The sequence below is a fragment of the Psychromicrobium lacuslunae genome, from assembly GCF_000950575.1.
Taxonomy (GTDB): domain Bacteria; phylum Actinomycetota; class Actinomycetes; order Actinomycetales; family Micrococcaceae; genus Renibacterium; species Renibacterium lacuslunae.
In genome coordinates, this window is the sequence record NZ_CP011005.1 from 633,532 (window position 1) to 653,017 (window position 19,486).

Sequence of the window (19,486 nt, forward strand, 5' to 3'; positions counted from 1 at the left end):
AACTCATAAGGCTCATGACTGAAAACCCCGCCCCCGCCGAGCGGAAGAGCTCGGCGAACACTGCCCGCTGGATTTTGATCTGCTGCTTGGCTGGCCTGGCAGTACTCGCTTACGGCTTGGACCAATTGACAAAATTCTGGGTCACCAGCACGATGACCCTCGGTCAGGTGACCGAGGTATGGCCACCGGTGCTGCGCTGGTACTACATTACGAACTCCGGTGCTGCCTTCTCGATTGGCGAGGGGTACACCTGGATCTTCAGCATCGTGATGACAGTGGTGTCGATTGCCATCATCGTATTGGCTCGGAAGGTCGGCTCGGTTTGGTGGGCAATCGCGATGGGCATGGTGCTTGGTGGCGCGCTGGGCAACCTCACCGATCGGCTGTTCAGGCCGCCTTCTTTCGGGATGGGGCACGTTGTCGATTTCATCTCGGTGCCGAACTTCGCGATTTTTAACCTGGCTGACTCCGCAGTGGTTGGCGGAGTGATAGTGATTTGCCTGCTGACCCTGATTGGCGTGCCGTTCCGCGGCGGCCCACGTCGGGTGGGCGAGGACGCCCGGCGCGACGCTGATAAGTCCACGGATAGCGCCGCGGCAGCTGAGTCTGCTGATGACTGATCCAGCGGCCGACACCGGACTCACTCGGCTAGAGGTGCCGAGTGAGTTTTCGGATCGGCGGGCAGATGCTGCACTTGCCGAGTTGCTCGGGGTTTCACGGTCCGCCGCCGCTGGAATGCTAGCAGCCGGACGCGTACGGCTGGGCGGCAAGGCCTTGGGTAAGTCCTTCAAGCTGAGTACTGGCATGGTTCTCGACATCCAGGTGCCAGTGGAACGCGATCCGCTGGCGATTGACACTGAACCCGTGGAAAATCTGCACATTCTGCTCGACGATGAGTCCTTTGTGGTGATTGATAAACCGGTGGGGGTAGCGGCGCACCCTTCTCCCGGTTGGGTCGGCCCGACCGTCGTCGGTGCGCTGGCCGCCGCAGGGTATCGAATTTCTACCTCAGGAGCACCCGAACGGGCGGGCATTGTGCACCGGCTCGACGTCGGCACCTCCGGAGTGATGGTGGTGGCGAAGACCGAACAGGCTTATACGGTACTGAAACGGGCCTTCAAGGAGCGCACCGTGGAGAAGATCTACCACACAGTGGTTCAAGGCTTGCCCGACCCCCTGCGGGGCACCATCGATGCGCCGATTGGCAGGCACCCAGGTCATGATTGGCGATTCGCAGTGATCGAAGGGGGGAGGCCCTCGATCACCCACTATGAGGTGCTAGAGGCCTTTGGCCGAGCCGCTTTACTCGAGGTGCATTTGCAGACTGGCCGCACTCATCAAATCAGGGTGCATTTCTCCGCCCTGCATCATCCCTGCGTGGGCGATTTGACCTACGGGGCTGATCCCAGCCTGGCGGCGGAACTTGGCCTGACCCGGCAATGGCTACACGCAAAGATGCTGGGCTTCGCGCACCCGATCAGCGGTGAATGGCTTGAGGTGAGCAGTGAATACCCGGCGGATCTGGACTACGCCCTGGAGGCGCTTCGCGGCTAGCCTGCCCGCTAAGGAAACACTTTCTTGATCGATTGCTCAACTTTACTCACTTTCTGCTAATTTTGCTTCAGCAATGCTGACGCCTCAGCGAGGGAGAACTGTGAGCTTTCACGAAAATGGTTATTACCAACAGCCGGGGATTGCGCCCTCGCATTCCTATGGCCGATCCCCGGGGCTGGTCGCCCGGGCAGTTATTGGTGCTTTGATCGCTGCCACTATAGCCACCGTGCTGGCCCTGCTGTTTTTGCCCGGAATCAGTATTCCAATGCGGCAGAACCGTCAGCTGATCCTGCTGCTCGCCTTCGGTGCCGGTAGCTTAGTACTGCTGCTCATCCTCGGCAGCGTGCTCTGGCGGGATCAATTCAAAGTAGTGATCAGCGGCAGCGAAGTAACCGTGATCAAGGCGTATCGAACCATCGGACACTTCGATGCTCGGATGGCGCGGGTCAGCAGCCAAGTGGTCAAGCAGTCCACCAACGGCATCCCCTCCGGCACGGTACGTCGTTTGATCATCAGCATTCAGGGCCTCGAGCAGCAGTTCAGCTGCAAACAGTTCAGTCGGAAAACCTTCAGCGAACTGGTCGCGCACCTACAGAGCTTTGCGCTCAGTGAGGAAGCGCAGCAGGCCGCTCAGCAGCCTTCGGGACACCAGCAAGCTGCCAAGCAGCGACTGACTTTTCAACTGGACCCTTCGGTCTTCTCCAGCCGAGTGACCGGATTGACCATCCTCGGCGTGGTGGGCGGAGTGATCGCGTTGCTTGCCGGTGTATTAATAGCGCTGTTCTGGGGCAGCGAATCGGAAGATTTCTTCGACCTCAGCATCTGGCTCTTCCTCGCGGTGGGCATCGGCATTATTTTCCTGTTAGCGGGTCTCCTGTCTGCCGCCTCACTGAGCCGACAGCGTCGACGCACTCCGCAGCAACTCGGCCTAGACAGTCAAGGTCTCTATGTCGATCAACACTATTTCGCGTTCAGCAGCCTGCGACGCATCCAGGCCACACCGCCGAACTATGGGATAAGCCAACAGCAGAAACTCCGTCTACAACAGCTAGACGGCGGCAAAGCCGAGTTCCTGCTCGGGCTGAACCACGCCAAGATGATCAAGATTTTCCCGCAGTACGGTGAATTCATCGGTGCGCTGCAGCAGTTTACTGCGACACAACCCGGCTTGCTGGTGATGGACCTGCAGTAAGCACTGTGGCGGTGAATTGAATCCCCTCACAACGGTTCTAGAATGGGTGAGTGGCTCGCTCTGACTCTTTCGTTCACCTTCACAATCACACCGAGTATTCAATGCTGGACGGAGCCGCGCGGCTCGGCGATTTGTTCTCGCACGCGGCCGAACTTGGCATGGACGCGGTGGCGACTACCGACCATGGCTTCGTCTTCGGGGCTTTCGATTTCTGGTCCAAGGCGAAGGCAGCGGGAATTAAGCCAATCATTGGCGTCGAAGCGTATCTGACCCCAGGCACCGCCCGCCAGGACCGCACTCGTGTCAAATGGGGTGATGGCTCCGGCAAGGACGTGGCGGGTGCGGGTGCCTACACGCATATGACAATGTGGTCAGAGACCACCGAGGGTATGCATAATTTGTTCCGGATGTCCTCGCTAGCTTCGCTGGAGGGCTATCTTTACAAGCCTCGAATGGACCGCGATCTGCTGCAAACCTACGGCAAGGGCCTGATCGCCACTACCGGTTGCCCCTCGGGTGAAGTTCAGACCAAGCTAGGTCTTGGCCTCTACAAAGAGGCAGTGCAAGCGGCCAGTGATTTCCAGGACATTTTCGGTAAAGGCAATTTTTATTGCGAGCTGATGGACCACGGCCTCAGCATTGAACGCAATGTCAAGGCCGACCTGCTCAAGTTAGCCAAGGAACTGAAGCTGCCGCTGGTGGCCACCAATGACTTGCATTACACACACGCCGAGGACGCCTCTAGCCATGCTGCGTTGTTGTGCGTGCAATCGGGATCCACCCTGGCCGACCCAAAGCGGTTCAAATTCGACGCTGACGAGTTCTACCTCAAATCTCCGCAGGAGATGCGGGCGTTGTTTAGCGACTTCCCGGAAGCTTGCGACAATACGCTATTGATCGCCGAGCGTTGCGAGGTCGAGTTCGATACCAAAGCGAACTATATGCCTCGTTTCCCCGCCCCGGAGGGCGAAGACGAGCAGTCCTGGTTCGTCAAGGAGGTTGAGAAGGGACTGCATTACCGCTATCCCAAGGGAATTCCCACCGAGGTACGTGAGCGCGCGAACTTCGAAGTCGGGGTGATCACTCAGATGGGGTTCCCCGGTTACTTCCTGGTGGTTGCCGACTTCATTAACTGGGCCAAGGACAATGGTGTCCGGGTGGGGCCTGGTCGTGGCTCTGGCGCTGGTTCAATGGTGGCCTATGCGATGCGAATCACCGACCTGGACCCGATCCAGCACGGTCTGCTCTTCGAGCGATTCCTCAACCCGGAGCGCGTCTCGATGCCTGACTTCGACGTTGACTTCGATGATCGGCGTCGCGGCGAGGTGATCAAGTACGTCACCGAAAAGTATGGTGATGAACGCGTCGCGATGATCGTCACGTACGGCACCATTAAGGCCAAGCAAGCGCTCAAGGACTCCTCTCGGGTGCTCGGCTATCCCTTCTCGACGGGGGAGCGGTTGACCAAGGCGATGCCGCCGGATGTGATGGGCAAAGGCATCCTGCTCACCGATGTGCACAATAAGGAGGCCAAGAGGTACGGCGAGGCAGAGGAAATGCGCGAACTGCTGCGCACCGACGCTGATTCGCAGAAAGTTTTTGAGACCGCGCTGGGCTTAGAGGGCCTGAAGCGGCAGTGGGGGGTGCATGCCGCCGGGGTGATCATGTCCTCCGATCCGCTGATTAATATCATCCCGATCATGCGTCGCGAGCAGGACGGTCAGGTGATCACTCAGTTCGATTACCCGACGTGTGAAGGTCTCGGCCTGATCAAGATGGACTTCTTGGGGCTGCGAAATCTGACCATCATCTCGGACGCCATCGAGAACATTAAGATGAACCGGGACTTTGACCTGGATCTTGAGCATTTGCCGGTGGACGATAAAGCGTCCTACGAATTGCTCTCCCGGGGTGAAACTCTCGGTGTTTTCCAGTTTGACTCCTCCGGATATCAACAGCTTTGCCGGATGCTGCAACCCGATCAGTTCTCCGACATCACCGCGCTCGGCGCACTGTTCCGACCCGGTCCGATGGGTACCAATACGCACGTCAACTATGCATTGCGGAAAAACGGCGGTCAGCAAGTCGAGCACATTCACCCGGAGCTCGCCGGAGTGCTCGAAGAGCTACTCGGTGAAACCTATGGCCTGCTGGTTTACCAAGAGCAGGTGATGGCAATCGCGCAGCGATTGGCCGGTTACTCGCTTGGCCAAGCAGATATTTTGCGCCGTGCGATGGGTAAGAAGAAAAAAGAAGAGCTGGACAAACAGCAACTTAGCTTCTTCGCCGGGATGGCCGAGCGCGGCTATTCCGAGAAGGCCGCACAAGCACTCTGGGACACCCTAGTGCCCTTCTCGAACTACGGCTTCAATAAATCTCACGCTGCTGCCTATGGCCTGGTCTCCTACTGGACCGCCTACCTCAAAGCACATTATCCGGCTGAGTACATGGCCGCGCTGCTGACCTCTGTTGGTGATAATAAGGATCGCTCGGCGATCTATCTGAATGAGTGCCGTCGAATGGGCATCACCGTATTACCGCCGGATGTCAATGAATCGGCGCTCAACTTCACCCCGGTCGGCGGCGATATCCGCTTTGGCATGGGAGCGGTGCGCAATGTGGGGGCGAACGTCGTTTCGGCAATGATTGAAGCGCGCCAGGAGAAGGGCAATTTTGAGTCCTTTAGCGACTTCCTGATGAAAGTGCCGGCGGTGGTCTGTAATAAGCGCACCATTGAATCGCTCATCAAAGCCGGCGCTTTTGACTCGCTGGGCCACCCGCGTCGGGCGCTCGCCATGGTTCACGAAGAGGCCATCGACTCGGTCGTAGTGCTGAAACGCAATGAAGCGGCGAATCAGTTCGATCTGTTCAGCGCTTTCGAGGATTCCTCCGAGAACAGCAGCCTGGCGGTTGACGTCCCGGACCTGCCGGAATGGGAAAAGAAGGACAAACTGGCGTTTGAGCGCGATATGCTCGGGCTTTACGTCTCCGATCACCCCTTGCGCGGCTTGGAGGGCGTACTGAGTCAGCACGCCGAACACACCGTGACTCACCTAATGGGAGAGGACGGACCGGGCGACGGAGCGATAGTTACGATCGCCGGGATGATTACCTCGCTTTCCCGCCGGATTGCCAAGGCCAGCGGCAATGCCTATGCGCGCGCCGAGGTGGAAGATCTCGGCGGCTCAATGGAAGTGATGTTCTTCGGACAGGTTTATGGGCCGATCGCCAGTGTGCTGGCTGAAGACCTGATTGTCACTGTGAAGGGCCGAGTGCAAAAGCGTGATGACGGCTCAACGACCTTGAACGCGATGGAACTTACGGTGCCCGATGTCAGCGACGATGGCTCCGGTCCAGTGGTTATTTCGCTGCTCGAATACAAGGCCACCGAATCCGTGATCACCGCCTTGGCAGACGTTTTGGGTACTCATCCGGGGAACTCCGAAGTGCGCTTGCATTTGACCGGCTCTTCGGCGGTCAAGGTGATGAAACTGCCATTGCATCGCAGGGTGAACCCCAACCCCGCACTGTTTGGAGATCTCAAGGTTTTGCTGGGACCCACCTGCCTGGAGGCATGAGTGAGTCACTACGAGCGCGAGATGGCTGACCCTCAGGCCGCCTATGGTTCGCCGCAACAGGTTTATGGACTGAGTCAACAGGAAGGTCTGAGAACTGCTCCGCCGGCTTCTCTGCTGCGCTGGTTCAGTTCGACGGCCGCCGCCGGGGTAGTGGTCGGCCTATTGTGGTGGTTGTTGGCCCCTGGTGGGGCGTTCTATGGCAAGGGGACTGACGCCACGGTCTGGCTACCGCGAGACCTGATGCTCGGGCTGCTGTGTCTGATCGCCGGACTGGTCAGCGGACTGCTCTTATTACCTCAGCGTCGCAGCAAGGCCGCCTGGACGAAGCTGCTGGCCGCTTTGCTCGGTGGCGCTCTCGGCGCCGTGGTGGCCTGGCTGATTGGCACCTTTGCCGGTGTGCTTTGGGGGCCTAGCAGTTCGGGAAATCTGAGCGAATCAGTGGCTTTTTCACTGCGTAGCTACACTGTGTTGCTGCTCTGGCCCTTTGCTTGCGCCTTGGTGTTCTTTGTCTTCACTTTGGCTTCGCTCTTGCGTTCGCCGCCCGCGGAGAGCCTGGCGGACGACTAAACTAGCTTCGTGACCAAGCAATTAATGCGCACTCTTGACCTGCGCGGTGAACAACTTACTCTGGCGCAATTGCGTCGTGTCGTGCCGCGTGCGGCCGGTGAGGACACCGCGATAGCCGAACAACGAGTCCGTGAGGTTCTGCAAAACGTGCAGAGCGACGGCTTATCCGCCCTGCGCGAGTATGCAGAGTTGTTCGATGGGGTAAGCCAGGAACATCCGCGGGTGCCCGAGGAAGCGTTGGCAAGCGCGCTGGCCGAGCTCGACCCTCATATTCGGCAGGCCCTGGAAGAATCAATTGCTCGGGCGCGCAGAGTGGCTGAGGCGCAGCGCCCCCAGGATGTGCCGGTGCAACTCGCCCGGGGTGCTGAGGTGACACTGCGCTGGCAAGCCATGCGCCGGGTTGGCCTTTATGTTCCTGGCGGGCTGGCGGTGTATCCCTCCTCGGTGGTGATGAATGTGGTGCCCGCGCTCGCTGCTGGCGTCGGTTCAATCGCCCTCGCCTCGCCGCCACAAAAGGCCTTCGGCGGGTTACCGCACCCCACCATTCTGGCTGCCGCTGCCCTGCTAGGGGTGAACGAGGTCTATGCCATTGGCGGAGCGCAGGCGATCGCTGCTTTCGCTTACGGGATCGAGGACGAACTAGAACCAGTGGACTTGATCACCGGTCCGGGTAACGTCTACGTGGCAACCGCCAAACGTCTAGTGAAGGGCTTGGTGGGTATCGATTCTGAGGCCGGGCCGACTGAAATCGCCATCCTTGCCGACCACAGCGCAGAGGCGGCCTTTGTCGCTGCCGATCTGATTAGCCAGGCCGAGCATGACCCGGCGGCTGCCGCTGTACTGGTCACCCCGTCGGTGGAATTGACGGAACAGGTGCAGCGTGAGCTGTTGGCTCAGCTGGCGACTACCAAGCATGCTGATCGCGTTCAGCAAGGGTTGGGCGGTGGGCAATCTGCCGTGTTGCTCGTCGATGATCTTGCGCAGGGACTCGATGTGGTGAATGCCTATGCAGCCGAGCATCTTGAGGTGATTACCGAGAATGCCGCCGAGGTGGCCGCCCAGGTGCACAGTGCCGGAGCGATCTTCATTGGTGCTTCCTCGCCGGTTAGCCTCGGTGATTATTGCGCCGGGTCGAACCACGTTCTGCCCACCAGCGGTACCGCAGCTTTTAGCTCAGGCTTGGGCGTGCAGACCTTCTTGCGGGGCATCCAGGTGATTGACTATGACCGGGCCGCTTTGGCGCAGCTAGCTGAGCATATTGTGGCGCTTTCCCGGGCCGAGGATTTACCGGCTCATGGGGATGCTGTCTCGATTCGTTTCAAGCCTTCGTCGACTGAAGCTTAGTCCGAGCGGAAAACCTAAGAAAACACTACATATGGTAATTACCTTCTTGTAATTTTCCCATATCTAGTTGTAAAGTAGCAGCATGTACTGTCCGTTCTGTCGACATCCCGACTCCAGGGTGGTTGACTCGCGGGTTGCCGACGATGGTTCGGCGATTCGCCGTCGTCGTCAGTGCCCGTCATGTGAGCGGCGCTTCACTACGGTGGAGACAACCAGTCTGACGGTGATCAAACGTTCCGGGATTGGCGAGCCGTTTAGTCGCGGCAAGGTGATCAACGGAGTGCGTAAGGCCTGTCAAGGTCGGCCAGTTACCGAGGACGACCTGGCATTACTGGCGCAAGAAGTCGAAGAGAGCATTAGGGGTGCCGGTAGCGCTGAAATTGAAGCGCACGAGGTTGGCCTCGCCATTCTCGGTCCGCTACAGAAGCTCGACAAGATTGCTTATCTGCGATTCGCAAGTGTTTATCAAGCCTTTGAATCGCTTGAAGACTTTGAACATGCCATTGAATTGCTCCGTCACGAAGCCGAGTTGAAATCGGCTGCGGCTCGGCAGGACGCCTAGCCGGGTAACTAGACTCCGGTGGTGGTCAGGGAGGGGAAGCCCGGGCCACCACCGGTACCACTGAATCCGGCAGGGTTTATCGTCCGCCGCTCACCGGCAAGATGCTGCCGGTGATGTACGAGGCTTGGTCCGAGAGTAACCAGAGCACGGCGTTGGCCACTTCTTCAGGAGTCGCTGCGCGGCCCATCGGAATGGTCGGGCTGAGTCGTGCTACCCGGTCCGGCATCCCCGCCTCCTGATGCAGACCGGTGTCGGTAAGACCTGGAGCTACCGCATTGACTCGGATGCCTTGCTGGGCGACTTCAGCGGCCAGGCCCCGGGTAAACACATCAATAGCCCCCTTAGTGGCGGCATAGTGCACCCATTCTCCCGGTGAACCAGCTTTGGTCGCGGTGGAGGAAATATTAATAATCGACATTCGGCTTGCCGGGGACCGTTGCCAGTGCTGTAACACGGCCTGGCTTGCTCGCATACTGCCCAGCACGTTCGTGGCGAAAGTCTCGGCCAGCAAATGATCCGGCAGCTCGACGAAGGTCCCAGGAGAGTTGCCGGTGATGGCGGCATTATTGACTAAAGCACAAAGCTCGCCGAGTTCCGCGGCCGCGTCAATGAGTCGAGATAGCTGCCCTGGATCGGCGACATCCGCCTGAACTGCTTGGCTGAGGCCGCCCGCAGTGGTGATTTCTGCCACTACGGCTTCGGCCCCGTCGACGTCCCGCGCATAGTTGACCACCACAGCGTATCCACCGGTCGCGGCCTGCCGTGCCACTGCAGCACCAATGCCGCGGCTTGCTCCGGTGACAATAATTACCGGGGGCCTGGCCGGCTGCTGACTCACTTGCTTTTGAAGTGCCGAGAGGCTTGCAGCGCGGCGCCAACGATGCCCGCATTGTTCTTGAGCTGGGCGGGAATGATTTTGGTGCGCAACTTAAGCTGCGGCAGGAAATCTTCACTGCGCTTGGAGATCCCACCACCAATAATGAACAACTCAGGGGAGAACAAGAACTCGACGTGTGAGAAGTAGCGCTGCAGCCGTTCGGCATATTGTTCCCAGCTCAGGTTCTCACGCTCGCGAGCGGTGGCTGAGGCGCGGCTCTCGGCATCGTAGCCGTCGAGCTCCAAATGGCCTAGCTCGGCGTTTGGCACCAGTTTGCCATTGAAGATGAATGCTGAGCCGATGCCGGTACCCAGGGTAATGACCAGTACGGTGCCGTCCTGATCACGGCCAGCGCCGTATTTTGCTTCAGCCACACCCGCCGCGTCGGCGTCGTTCATGACGTGTACCGGTCGTTGAAGTACCTTGGTGAGCAGGGCATCCGCATCGGTGCCGATCCAGCTCTTATCGACGTTCGCCGCCGAATGAGCAACCCCGTGCGAAATGATCGCGGGGAAGTCAACGCCGACCTGACTGTCCGCGCTGGGCGCCTCAGGGCGGCTCATCAATTCATCGACGATCTGCTTCACCACTGCAGCTACGGCTTCCGGAGTGGAGGGTTGTGGGGTGTCGATCCGGAACCGCTCGCCGACTAATTCGCCTTTTTTGAGGTTGACAATGCCGCCCTTGATACCGGTGCCGCCGATGTCGATACCGATGGCGTGATGGGACTTAGCGGGATTCTTAGACATGAGGACTCCGTAGCTGATCGTGCAGAACTGTAAAGCGTGCGGTTAGGGCAAGGTGAGGATTTCGGCACCGGTGTCGGTGACTAGCAAGGTGTGCTCGAACTGCGCGGTGCGTTTGCGATCACGGGTGACCACCGTCCAATCGTCATCCCACATATCCCATTCAATACCGCCCAAGGTGAGCATTGGTTCGATAGTAAACGTCATGCCGCTCTGGATCACAGTGTTGTAGGCCGGCGCGGCGTCATAATGCGGGATGATCAGTCCGGTGTGAAAAGCCTCGCCCACTCCGTGACCGGTGAAGTCGCGAACTACGCCATAACCAAAACGCTTGGCATAAGATTCAATCGCCCGGCCAATCACGTTGATTTCACGGCCCGGCGCGACAACTTTGATGGCCCGACGAAGCGACTCTTGGGTGCGTTCCACCAGTAGTCTGGATTCTTCGTCGACATTGCCGACCAGGAAGGTGTAATTGGTGTCGCCATGCACACCGTTCTTATAGGCGGTGATATCGATATTGATAATGTCGCCGTCCTTGACCACGGTGGAATCCGGAATGCCGTGGCAGATCACTTCATTGAGCGATGAGCAAAGCGATTTCGGAAAACCGCGGTAGCCCAGGGTCGAAGGGTAGGCCTGCTGAGAGAGCAGGAACTCGTGACCTATTCGGTCCAGTTCGTCAGTGCTGACGCCGGGCACAATGTGTTTGCCGACCTCAACAATTGCCTGCGCGGCAATCTTCGAAGCCTCACGAATCTTTTCAATGGTCTCAGCTGTTTTGACCTCGGAGCCGGTAAATTTCGCCGGTGCCGGCTTGCCGACGTACTCCGGCCGTGGGATTGAGCTGGGCACGTCGCGGCGAGGACTGAGCTGTCCTGGGGTGAGAGTTCTGAGTGGGGCATGAGGCATGAATCCATCCTAGCCATCACTGCTTCCGCACGGAGAACTCGCGCGGTTACCAGGGGTTCTGTTGAGCGTGGCGATCGAGCGATAGGCTCAAGGTACTGCCATCAGTCGAAGTTACTACCGAGTCGAAGAGGAGCCGCTATGCCGCAGTTTTGGTACAACGTGAAAACCCACGAAGTCGAAGAGGACGCGCAATCTGACTGGACTCAGTTGATCGGACCCTATGAAACCCGGGCCGAGGCCGAACAAGCGCTGGAGAAAGTCCGGCAACGCAATGAGGCTTGGGACGCCGCCGAGGAGGACTGAGTCGAGGCTTCTACTTTGAAGTTGATGACGCCGCTCAAGCCGATGCCGGGGTAGCCGGTAACTCCGGATTTTGCTGAGAATATTCTGGGATCCCTTGCCTCTACCGCGGGGAAGCTGCTAAACATGAGGCATCGATGTAATCGATTTCTCAGCGAGGAGACAGCATGCCATCCACCCCGATCAGCCGTAAAGCCTTCGTGACAGCTGCCGCCGGCAGCCTTGCCGCCGTCGGACTGGGCGCGAGCGCAGTTGCGCCAGCGCAGGCGGCCGGACCCATTGTGGTCAAAAAGGTAAAGGATCTCACCGGGCCAGGGCTGACCACCGCTTATCGGATGGAGGCAACCGACCTTGGCATCCCGGCTCGGACTCCGGATGGCCGTACGCTCTATGTCTTTGGCGACACTTTTGAGCAAGCACATGTTGGTGGCGGCTGGTGGCGCTCACCGGTGGCGCTCTGGTCCAACACCACCGACCTTGCTTCCGGCGTCACCTGGTCGGGCGCGGTGGGCGGTGCAGCTGCCGAACAATTGTGGGCCTACGAGCACAATAATGCGGTGTTCTCCACCGTGCTGCCCTCCGATGTGATCACCATCGGGAACTCGATGTACCTGCACGTGATGGTCAATAAAGGCCTAGGTAATGTGGTGTGGACGGAGATCTGGCGCAGCGACGACAGTGGCGCACATTGGGTACACACCGGGGCCAAGTTCGCCTCCGACCTGCACGGCGGACTCTTCCAGCTGCTCACCTGGGGCCTCGGCAACGACGGCTACGTCTACATTTACTCGACCGGTTTCCAGCGCGATAAGCCCATCATTATGCACCGGGTGAAGAGTCAGGACATCGCCAACCCCGCCGCATACCAGCCCTGGGGCTACGCGGCTGGTAGCTGGGGCTGGGGGAATCCGCCAACGCCGATTCTGAACGGTAAATTCGGCGAAATGAGCCTACGCCCGCTCGGCGGGAAATGGATCCTCACCTGGTTCTGCTCGGATGACGATAACTGGCGGATCGACGGCATCATCATGGACAGCCCAACCTCAAATCTTTACACCGCCAAGCGCAGGACGCTGATCAATCACGCCGATTGGGGCAGCGAGGACGATAGCCATGTTGCTCAGCTTTACGGAGGATACGTGATTCCGGGTTCCACGCTGGATGACTTGCATCTTTCAGTCAGCCAGTGGAATACCAGCGCTAATTGGCCCTACCGGGTGATGCAGTTCCGAGTCAAAGGTTTCGGCAGTTCGTAGCTGAGCCGCGGCTGCTCAGCGGAGCTAGCTCAGAAGGAATGCTGTTGCCCCGGGAAGGCTCCGGAGCGCACTTCAGCAGCATAGCTTTTAGCCGCCTCACCGAGAGTTTCCCGTAGCTGAGCGTATTGTTTGACGAACTTGGCCGCTTTGCCGCCGCGTAGGCCGGCCATGTCCTGCCAGACCAGCACCTGGCCAGTGGTTCCATTGCCCGCGCCAATACCGATTGTTGGCACCTTGATCGCGGCGTCCACGGCGGTGGCGACTTCTGCTGGCACCATCTCCATCAGCACACTGAACGCTCCAGCCTCGGCGAGGGCAACAGCGTCGTCAATTACCTGCTGACCGGCATCACCACGACCCTGCACCCGGTAACCGCCGAGCGCATGCTCGCTCTGCGGAGTGAAGCCGATATGTGCCATCACCGGGATGCCCGCATCGACCATGGCTCGGACATGTCCGGCGAAGCGCTTACCGCCCTCCATTTTGACCGCGGCGACCAGGCCTTCTTTCAGTAATCTGACTCCTGCGGCCACTGCCTGCTCCGGGCTTGCCTCGTAACTGCCGAAGGGCAGATCCGCGACCACCAGGGCGCGCTGGGCAGCCCGGGAGACGGCACGGCAGAGCGGCAACATCTCATCCATGGTGATCGGAATAGTGGTTTCGTAGCCGTAAACATTATTCGCGGCTGAATCGCCGATTAGTAGCACTTCAATTCCCGCCTCATCGAAGATTTCGGCAGAGTACTGCTCGTAGGCGGTGAGCATGGCGAACTTCTCGCCGTGCTCTTTGGCCTGCTGCAGGTGGTGAGTACGAATACGGCGCACTCCCGAGGTAGCGGAACTAGCCTCGGCCTTCGGGCCATTTCCGTAGGGTGCTGGGATTTCGGCGGAACTCATGGATCAGAGCCTACTGGAAATTAGCGGGCTGAGTCCTTTGTGGCTGAACTCTCGGTAGAGTTATTACCGCAGGGCGCGTTAGCGCAGGTGCCCCAGGGCAAGCAGAGCAGAAGGAAACCCGATGGATCGCCAGCAGGAATTTGTTCTCCGCACCATTGAAGAGCGTGATGTGCGCTTTGTTCGGCTTTGGTTCACCGACGTGGTTGGTTCGCTCAAATCGGTGGCACTTGCTCCGGCCGAAGTGGAGGGTGCTTTTGAGGAAGGACTGGGCTTCGACGGCTCCGCAATTGAAGGATTGGCCCGGGTTTTCGAGTCCGATATGTTGCTGCAACCGGATCCTTCGAGCTTCCAGATTCTGCCCTGGCGCGGAGAAACCGAACCGACTTCGAGGATGTTCTGCGATATTTTGACCCCGGACGGGCAGCCTTCCACCGCCGACCCACGCAATGTGCTCAAACGGACCCTGGCCAAAGCCGCCGATATGGGTTTCACCTGCTACACCCACCCAGAGATCGAGTTCTACCTACTCAAATCCGAAGAACTTGGAGCTGACGGCATTCCGGTGCCGGTGGACCATGCCGGTTATTTTGATCATGTACCCGGGGGAGTGGCGCAGGACTTCCGCCGTACCGCGGTGACCACACTGGAGAACGTTGGCATCTCGGTGGAGTTCAGTCATCACGAAGGTGGCCCCGGGCAGAACGAAATAGATCTGCGCTACGCCGATGCTCTACAGACCGCCGATAACATCATGACCTTTCGCACCGTGATCAAAGAAGTCGCGCTGCAGCAGGGTACCTACGCTACTTTCATGCCGAAGCCGTTCTCAGATCATCCCGGCTCCGGTATGCACACGCACTTTTCACTGTTCGAAGGCGATTCCAACGCTTTCTTCGAAGCCGGTGCAGAATTCCAGCTCTCCACCACGGCCCGGCAATTCATCGCCGGTATCCTCAAACACGCCCCCGAATTCACCGCGGTCACCAATCAGTTTGTGAACTCCTATAAGCGACTTTGGGGTGGCGGCGAGGCGCCAAGCTACCTGTCCTGGGGGCACAATAACCGTTCGGCCCTGGTCCGGGTACCGCTTTATAAGCCGGGTAAGGGCCAATCCGCCCGGATCGAATACCGCGGTATCGATTCGGCGACTAACCCTTATTTGGCCTATGCCGTGCTGCTCGGCGCGGGCCTGAAGGGTATTGAGGAAGGATACGAATTGCCGCCGGCCGCCGAGGATGATGTCTGGGCGCTGAGCACGGCTGAGCGCCGTGCGCTGGGCCACGATCCGCTGCCCTCCAGCCTGCACGATGCGATCCGGATTATGGAGGATTCCGAGGTAATGGCTGAGATCCTTGGGGAGCAAGTTTTCGAGCACTTCCTGCGCAATAAGCGCGCCGAGTGGCAGGATTACCGCTTGCAGGTGACACCCTACGAGTTGCAGCGCAACTTGGGGATCCTCTAAAACCCGCGCAGCAGGGACTGCTTTGTGAAAAGTCTGCAGCGAACCCTGATCGCCAACGGTTTTGCCGATTTGGAGAAAAGTAGCCGCTTTTTGGCTGCCCCCGAACTGCAGGGTATTGACCAAGAGCGGCTCTTTGCGGGACTGAGCTTCGCCGCCGACCCTGATCTGGCTTTGCAATCGTTAGTCCGGCTACTGGCAGCCGCAGAGCCGCTGCGTTCCGAAGTGCATCGCCTAGTGGCGCAAGGCGGCGAGGCGAGCGAGCCGATGTTCCGCTTACTCGGCGCCTCCGAGGCGCTCGCTGACTTCCTGATCCGTCATCCCGAACACGCCGAATTACTGCGCACGCCGGTGACACCGGAACCCCATGGAGTGCCCGCCTGGCAACTGCGGAGCTCGCTGCTGAAGAGCGTCGGAGCCGACCCCGAGGCGCACCGGCCGATTGCGAGCCGACCACCGCTCGAGGCGGTTCCGGCGCTACGTACCCAGTACCGTCGGCATCTCGCGGAGCTCGCAATCAGGGATTTATCGGCTGCCTCGCCAACCGATGTGATGCCGATTGTCGGTGCCGAACTTGCCGATCTGGCCGGTGCCGCGCTGGATGCCGCGCTCGCCGTGGCTCGGGCTGAGCTGAGTGCCGAATCCTCTGCCTGGACCGCAGAACAGGTCAATGCTGTTGACCTTGCGGTGATCGGAATGGGTAAATGTGGGGCCCGGGAACTGAACTATATTTCGGATGTCGACGTGATCTACCTGATTGAGGCGGTGGAACTCGACGAAGTGGTGGCGATGACGATTGGCGAGCAATTGGCACTTGCCATTTCGCGGATTATTAACGCTCCGGCGCGAGAACCAGGGCTCTGGGAGGTCGACACCAACCTACGCCCCGAAGGCAAAGACGGGCCCTTGGTGCGGACCCTTGAGTCACATCTTGAGTATTATCGGCGCTGGGCTTCGGGCTGGGAATTTCAAGCCCTGCTCAAGGCGCGGACGGTGGCGGGAAGCCGCCCGCTGGGCGAGCGTTATCAGCTCGCGGTGGCGCCGATGGTGTGGAGTTCCTCGGAACGTGAGGGCTTCGTGGAATCGGTGCAGGCGATGCGCCGTCGGGTCAGTGATCACATTCCCCCCGGTGAGCAGGAGCGCCAAATCAAGCTGGGGGTCGGCGGTTTGCGTGATGTCGAATTCACCGTGCAGCTGCTGCAATTGGTGCACGGCAAGACCGATCAGCACTTGCATCGCCGCGATACCACTGGCGCCATCGAAGCACTATCGCATGCAGGCTACATTGGCCGTAGTGACGCCGCCGAACTCAATGCCGCCTACCGATACCTCAGAGTGCTCGAACATCGGATTCAGCTCGTACAGTTGCGTCGCACACACCTGATGCCGCTCGCCGCCCCTGCGCTCAAGGCTCTGGCCAGGTCGTCAAGGGGATCCTTTGAACGCGGTCGGCCTAGCGCCGATACTTTGCTGAGTGAATGGCAGGGCGTGAAGCGCAGGGTACGGGCCCTGCACGAGCGTATTTTCTACCGCCCGCTGTTGAACACCGCTGCCCATCTGAGCGCTGCGGAGGCTGCGCTCAGCCCGCAGGCAGCTCAAGCACGGCTGGCCGCCCTGGGCTACCAAGACGGCGCCGGTGCGATGCGACATATTGAGGCACTGACCGCCGGGGTTTCTCGCCGGGCGGCGCTGCAACGGCAGCTGCTGCCGGTACTGCTAGGCTGGCTGGCCGATGGTGTTGACCCGGATGGCGGGCTGCTCGCCTTCCGCCGGCTCAGTGAATCGCTGGGCACTACGCACTGGTACTTGGCGATGTTGCGGGACTCGCAAGCCGCAGCGGAGCGGCTCTGCCATGTGCTCTCCAGCTCGCGATTGATCGCGGATTTGTTGGAAGTCTCTCCCGAGGAAACCGCCTGGTTGGGTTCCGATAAGGAGTTGCAACCACTCAGTTTTGAGGCTCAGTGGCAGGAAATTCAGTCTAAGATGTCGCGGCACCCGTTGCCTGCTGAGTCGATCCGGCTGATCCGGTTGATCCGTCGCCGCGAAATCTTGCGGATTGCGATTGCCGATGGTGCTGGGCTGCTTGACCAGGGACAGATCGGCCAGGCGCTCGCCGACGTCGACCGGGCCGCCGTGCTCGGCGCCCTACACGTGGCCGAGGGGGCGGTGGGGGAGTTGAAGACCGAAATCCTGGTGGTCGCGATGGGGCGCCAGGGTGGCCGGGAGATTGGCTATGGCTCGGACGCTGACGTGATGTACGTGCACCGAGCCTTGCCGGGAGCTACGGAAGCCGAAGCCCAGGAGCAAGCCCTCGCTATTGTTGCGCAGATTTCCAGCCTGCTCACCCAGCCGTTGAAGCCAGCCGTGCTCGCCGAACGGGTGCTCCAGATCGATGCTGATCTGCGTCCAGAAGGTAAGAACGGTGCGATGGTGAGGTCGCTCGACTCGTTCCGCGAGTACTATCAGCGTTGGTCGCTGATCTGGGAGGCTCAGGCGTTGCTCAGGGCGCGGCCGATGGCCGGTTCCGATAAGCTCGCTGAAGATTTCCTCAGCTTGATAGATCCGATCCGTTACCCGGCGCAACTGAGTGAGCAGGATCGTCGGGAAGTTCGCCGCATCAAAGCACGCGTTGAGTCGGAACGTCTGCCCAGGGGAGCAGACCCCGCCCGTCATCTTAAATTGGGTCGCGGCGGGCTGAGCGATGTGGAGTGGCTGGTCCAATTGAAGCAGCTAGAACACGCCGGGCAGTACCCTCAGCTGCGCACCAGTTCGACGCTGCCAGCCTTGGCCGCGCTTGCCGATCTCGGCCTGGTGGCTGCCGACGACGCTGAGTTGCTGGGCAGCGCTTGGCAGCTGGCCAGCCGGATTCGTTCGGCAAATGTGCTCTGGAGCGGCAAAGCCTCCGATCTGTTGCCGTCCTCGCGGCGCGATCTGGAAGCGGTGGCACGCTGGTGCGGTTATCCGGCGGGACACGGCGGCGCGCTGGAGGAAGATTATTTGCGACTCACCAGACAGGCCCGGATCGTTTTTGAGCGGTACTTCTACGCCAGTTAGTCTGCATCCCGCGATTGGCGTCAACCTTAGTTGACGCCTCTTGTTTCGTCAACTAAGGTTGACGTATGGAGGTGGAGCGGATGAAAACACTAATCGGCGATATGGATGCTGATAACCCTAGTGAGGCCCTTTTTGCCTTGGCCGAGCTGCAGAAGGAAGTCGGTCGTACTGAGGCTGCCCTGGTGCGTCGAGCCAGGCTGGCCGGGTTCTCCTGGGAGATGATCGCCGTTTGTCTGGGAGTCAGCAAACAGGCGGTGCACAAAAAGTTCGGCAAAGCCTAGTACCGCGGTGGTGACCTTGCTAGTTTTAGGGCATGTCACACAAATTATTTGTTAATATTCCGGTTGCTAACCTCGATGCCTCGGTGGAATTCTTCACCGGTCTTGGGTTCAGCTTCAATCCACAATTTACCGATGAGAACGCCACCTGCATGCTGGTGGGCGAGGACGCCTATTTCATGCTGCTGGTCCGAGAGTATTTTCAGAGCTTCACCGCCAAGCCGGTCGGTGACCCGAAGGCCGCTGATCAAGCTATCTACGCCCTCGGCGTCGATAGCCGCGAGGACGTGGATACCTTCGTGGATAAGGCACTAGCTAGCGGTGCAACGGTGGCCGGTGAGACCATGGACCAAGGTTTCATGTACCAGCGCAGTTTCTTCGATCTAGACGGTCATCACTGGGAAGTTTTCTTCATGGACATGAGCCAAATGGGCGAAGCTTAAGCACCCAGTAAGTATCGATTTCGCTGCTCGATCAGCTTGCGGAGATAGCTCTTAAGAAAGAGCTTCTCGGCGATCAGCCCGAGCACCCCGCAGGGAGCGGTGACCGTGAGAGTATCAGTCATCACGGTCACCGCTCCCTGCGTTTCAAATTGGTGCAAGTGGCGGAAGCGCTTAAACGGCCCGCGTTGTTGTTCGTCAATGAAGTGGTGGGGTGCGTCCAGCTCGACAATCTTTGAGGTCATTGTCCACCAGATGCCGAAGTGTTTCGCCCGCCAGGTCACCGTTTCGCCGAGCGCGATCTTTCCCTGAGTGACCCCTGCAATGGCCTTTTCATCGCTGGCCGACATTGACTCAAGGTGGGCATCGATACTCAGGGAGGCGTCGAAGAGATCAGCTTGGGCCAGCGTCGACTCATTGCGTAAGGTGACCACGAAACTCATAATTGCAGGATAGCCCGAGCCGGGTTCC

General features: G+C 59.3%; 18 protein-coding genes. 13 read left to right on the forward strand and 5 right to left on the reverse strand.

The genetic code is table 11. The features are described 5' to 3' along the window. The first annotated feature begins 14 nt into the window (after nt 1-14). From lspA to nrdR, 7 genes are all read left to right on the forward strand, one after another. On the forward strand, nt 15-620 hold the full coding sequence (lspA, locus tag UM93_RS02910) for a signal peptidase II (RefSeq protein ID WP_045073545.1): 606 nt from the start codon (nt 15-17) through the stop codon (nt 618-620). Next, complete coding sequence (locus tag UM93_RS02915; RefSeq protein WP_045073546.1) at nt 613-1,554, forward strand: RluA family pseudouridine synthase; 942 nt, start codon at nt 613-615, stop codon at nt 1,552-1,554. Before lspA ends, UM93_RS02915 begins: the two co-directional genes overlap by 8 nt. Before the next feature lie 100 nt (nt 1,555-1,654). Further along, the gene (locus UM93_RS02920) at nt 1,655-2,746 is read left to right on the forward strand and encodes a M48 family metalloprotease (RefSeq protein WP_045073548.1); all 1,092 of its coding nucleotides are present in this window, start codon (nt 1,655-1,657) and stop codon (nt 2,744-2,746) included. Between the two features lie 101 nt (nt 2,747-2,847). Further along, the gene (gene dnaE, locus UM93_RS02925; protein ID WP_045076779.1) at nt 2,848-6,324 is read left to right on the forward strand and encodes a DNA polymerase III subunit alpha; all 3,477 of its coding nucleotides are present in this window, start codon (nt 2,848-2,850) and stop codon (nt 6,322-6,324) included. Beyond that, nucleotides 6,325-6,891, forward strand: a complete 567-nt coding sequence (locus UM93_RS02930) for a hypothetical protein (RefSeq protein WP_052663562.1) — start codon at nt 6,325-6,327, stop codon at nt 6,889-6,891. Between the two features lie 24 nt (nt 6,892-6,915). After that, a complete protein-coding gene (gene hisD / locus UM93_RS02935; RefSeq protein ID WP_045073549.1) occupies nt 6,916-8,235 on the forward strand; it encodes a histidinol dehydrogenase in 1,320 nt (439 codons plus the stop codon). Between the two features lie 82 nt (nt 8,236-8,317). Continuing rightward, on the forward strand, nt 8,318-8,797 hold the full coding sequence (gene nrdR / locus UM93_RS02940; RefSeq protein WP_045073550.1) for a transcriptional regulator NrdR: 480 nt from the start codon (nt 8,318-8,320) through the stop codon (nt 8,795-8,797). 76 nt (nt 8,798-8,873) lie between these two features. On the opposite strand, the gene UM93_RS02945 is transcribed toward nrdR, so the two are convergent. From UM93_RS02945 to map, 3 genes are read right to left on the reverse strand one after another with little or no spacing between them, the layout of a single operon-like run. After that, nucleotides 8,874-9,635, reverse strand: coding sequence for an SDR family NAD(P)-dependent oxidoreductase (locus tag UM93_RS02945; protein WP_045073552.1), 762 nt, complete (start codon nt 9,633-9,635; stop codon nt 8,874-8,876). Further along, a complete protein-coding gene (ppgK, locus tag UM93_RS02950; RefSeq protein WP_045073554.1) occupies nt 9,632-10,423 on the reverse strand; it encodes a polyphosphate--glucose phosphotransferase in 792 nt (263 codons plus the stop codon). The genes UM93_RS02945 and ppgK overlap by 4 nt, the downstream gene beginning before the upstream one ends. Before the next feature lie 42 nt (nt 10,424-10,465). Further along, nucleotides 10,466-11,332 (reverse strand): type I methionyl aminopeptidase, encoded by an 867-nt coding sequence (map, locus tag UM93_RS02955; protein WP_045073555.1) that lies wholly within the window; start codon nt 11,330-11,332, stop codon nt 10,466-10,468. Between the two features lie 138 nt (nt 11,333-11,470). Here map and UM93_RS17635 point away from each other — a divergent pair, with 138 nt between their 5' ends. Both UM93_RS17635 and UM93_RS02960 read left to right on the forward strand, forming a co-directional pair. Then, nucleotides 11,471-11,635: an SPOR domain-containing protein gene (locus tag UM93_RS17635; protein ID WP_157874081.1), complete on the forward strand. Its 165-nt coding sequence runs from the start codon at nt 11,471-11,473 to the stop codon at nt 11,633-11,635. Between the two features lie 164 nt (nt 11,636-11,799). Next, nucleotides 11,800-12,888, forward strand: coding sequence for a DUF4185 domain-containing protein (locus UM93_RS02960; RefSeq protein ID WP_045073557.1), 1,089 nt, complete (start codon nt 11,800-11,802; stop codon nt 12,886-12,888). A gap of 29 nt (nt 12,889-12,917) precedes the next feature. Here the strand turns inward: UM93_RS02960 and panB are convergent, their stop codons facing one another. Further along, the gene (gene panB, locus UM93_RS02965) at nt 12,918-13,784 is read right to left on the reverse strand and encodes a 3-methyl-2-oxobutanoate hydroxymethyltransferase (RefSeq protein WP_045073559.1); all 867 of its coding nucleotides are present in this window, start codon (nt 13,782-13,784) and stop codon (nt 12,918-12,920) included. A gap of 121 nt (nt 13,785-13,905) precedes the next feature. Between panB and UM93_RS02970 the strand changes: the two genes are divergently transcribed. The 4 genes from UM93_RS02970 to UM93_RS02985 all read left to right on the forward strand — a co-directional run bounded on the left by UM93_RS02970 (nt 13,906) and on the right by UM93_RS02985 (nt 19,018). Then, complete coding sequence (locus UM93_RS02970) at nt 13,906-15,246, forward strand: glutamine synthetase family protein (protein WP_045073560.1); 1,341 nt, start codon at nt 13,906-13,908, stop codon at nt 15,244-15,246. Between the two features lie 24 nt (nt 15,247-15,270). Next, nucleotides 15,271-18,297, forward strand: coding sequence for a bifunctional [glutamine synthetase] adenylyltransferase/[glutamine synthetase]-adenylyl-L-tyrosine phosphorylase (locus UM93_RS02975; protein WP_045073562.1), 3,027 nt, complete (start codon nt 15,271-15,273; stop codon nt 18,295-18,297). Nucleotides 18,298-18,362: 65 nt separating this feature from the next. Beyond that, nucleotides 18,363-18,578, forward strand: a complete 216-nt coding sequence (locus UM93_RS02980) for a hypothetical protein (protein WP_045073563.1) — start codon at nt 18,363-18,365, stop codon at nt 18,576-18,578. 32 nt (nt 18,579-18,610) lie between these two features. Further along, on the forward strand, nt 18,611-19,018 hold the full coding sequence (locus UM93_RS02985; protein ID WP_045073565.1) for a VOC family protein: 408 nt from the start codon (nt 18,611-18,613) through the stop codon (nt 19,016-19,018). Here the strand turns inward: UM93_RS02985 and UM93_RS02990 are convergent. Beyond that, nucleotides 19,015-19,458, reverse strand: coding sequence for an SRPBCC family protein (locus tag UM93_RS02990; protein WP_045073566.1), 444 nt, complete (start codon nt 19,456-19,458; stop codon nt 19,015-19,017). The two genes, UM93_RS02985 and UM93_RS02990, sit on opposite strands and share 4 nt — an antisense overlap. Between the last annotated feature and the right edge of the window lie 28 nt (nt 19,459-19,486).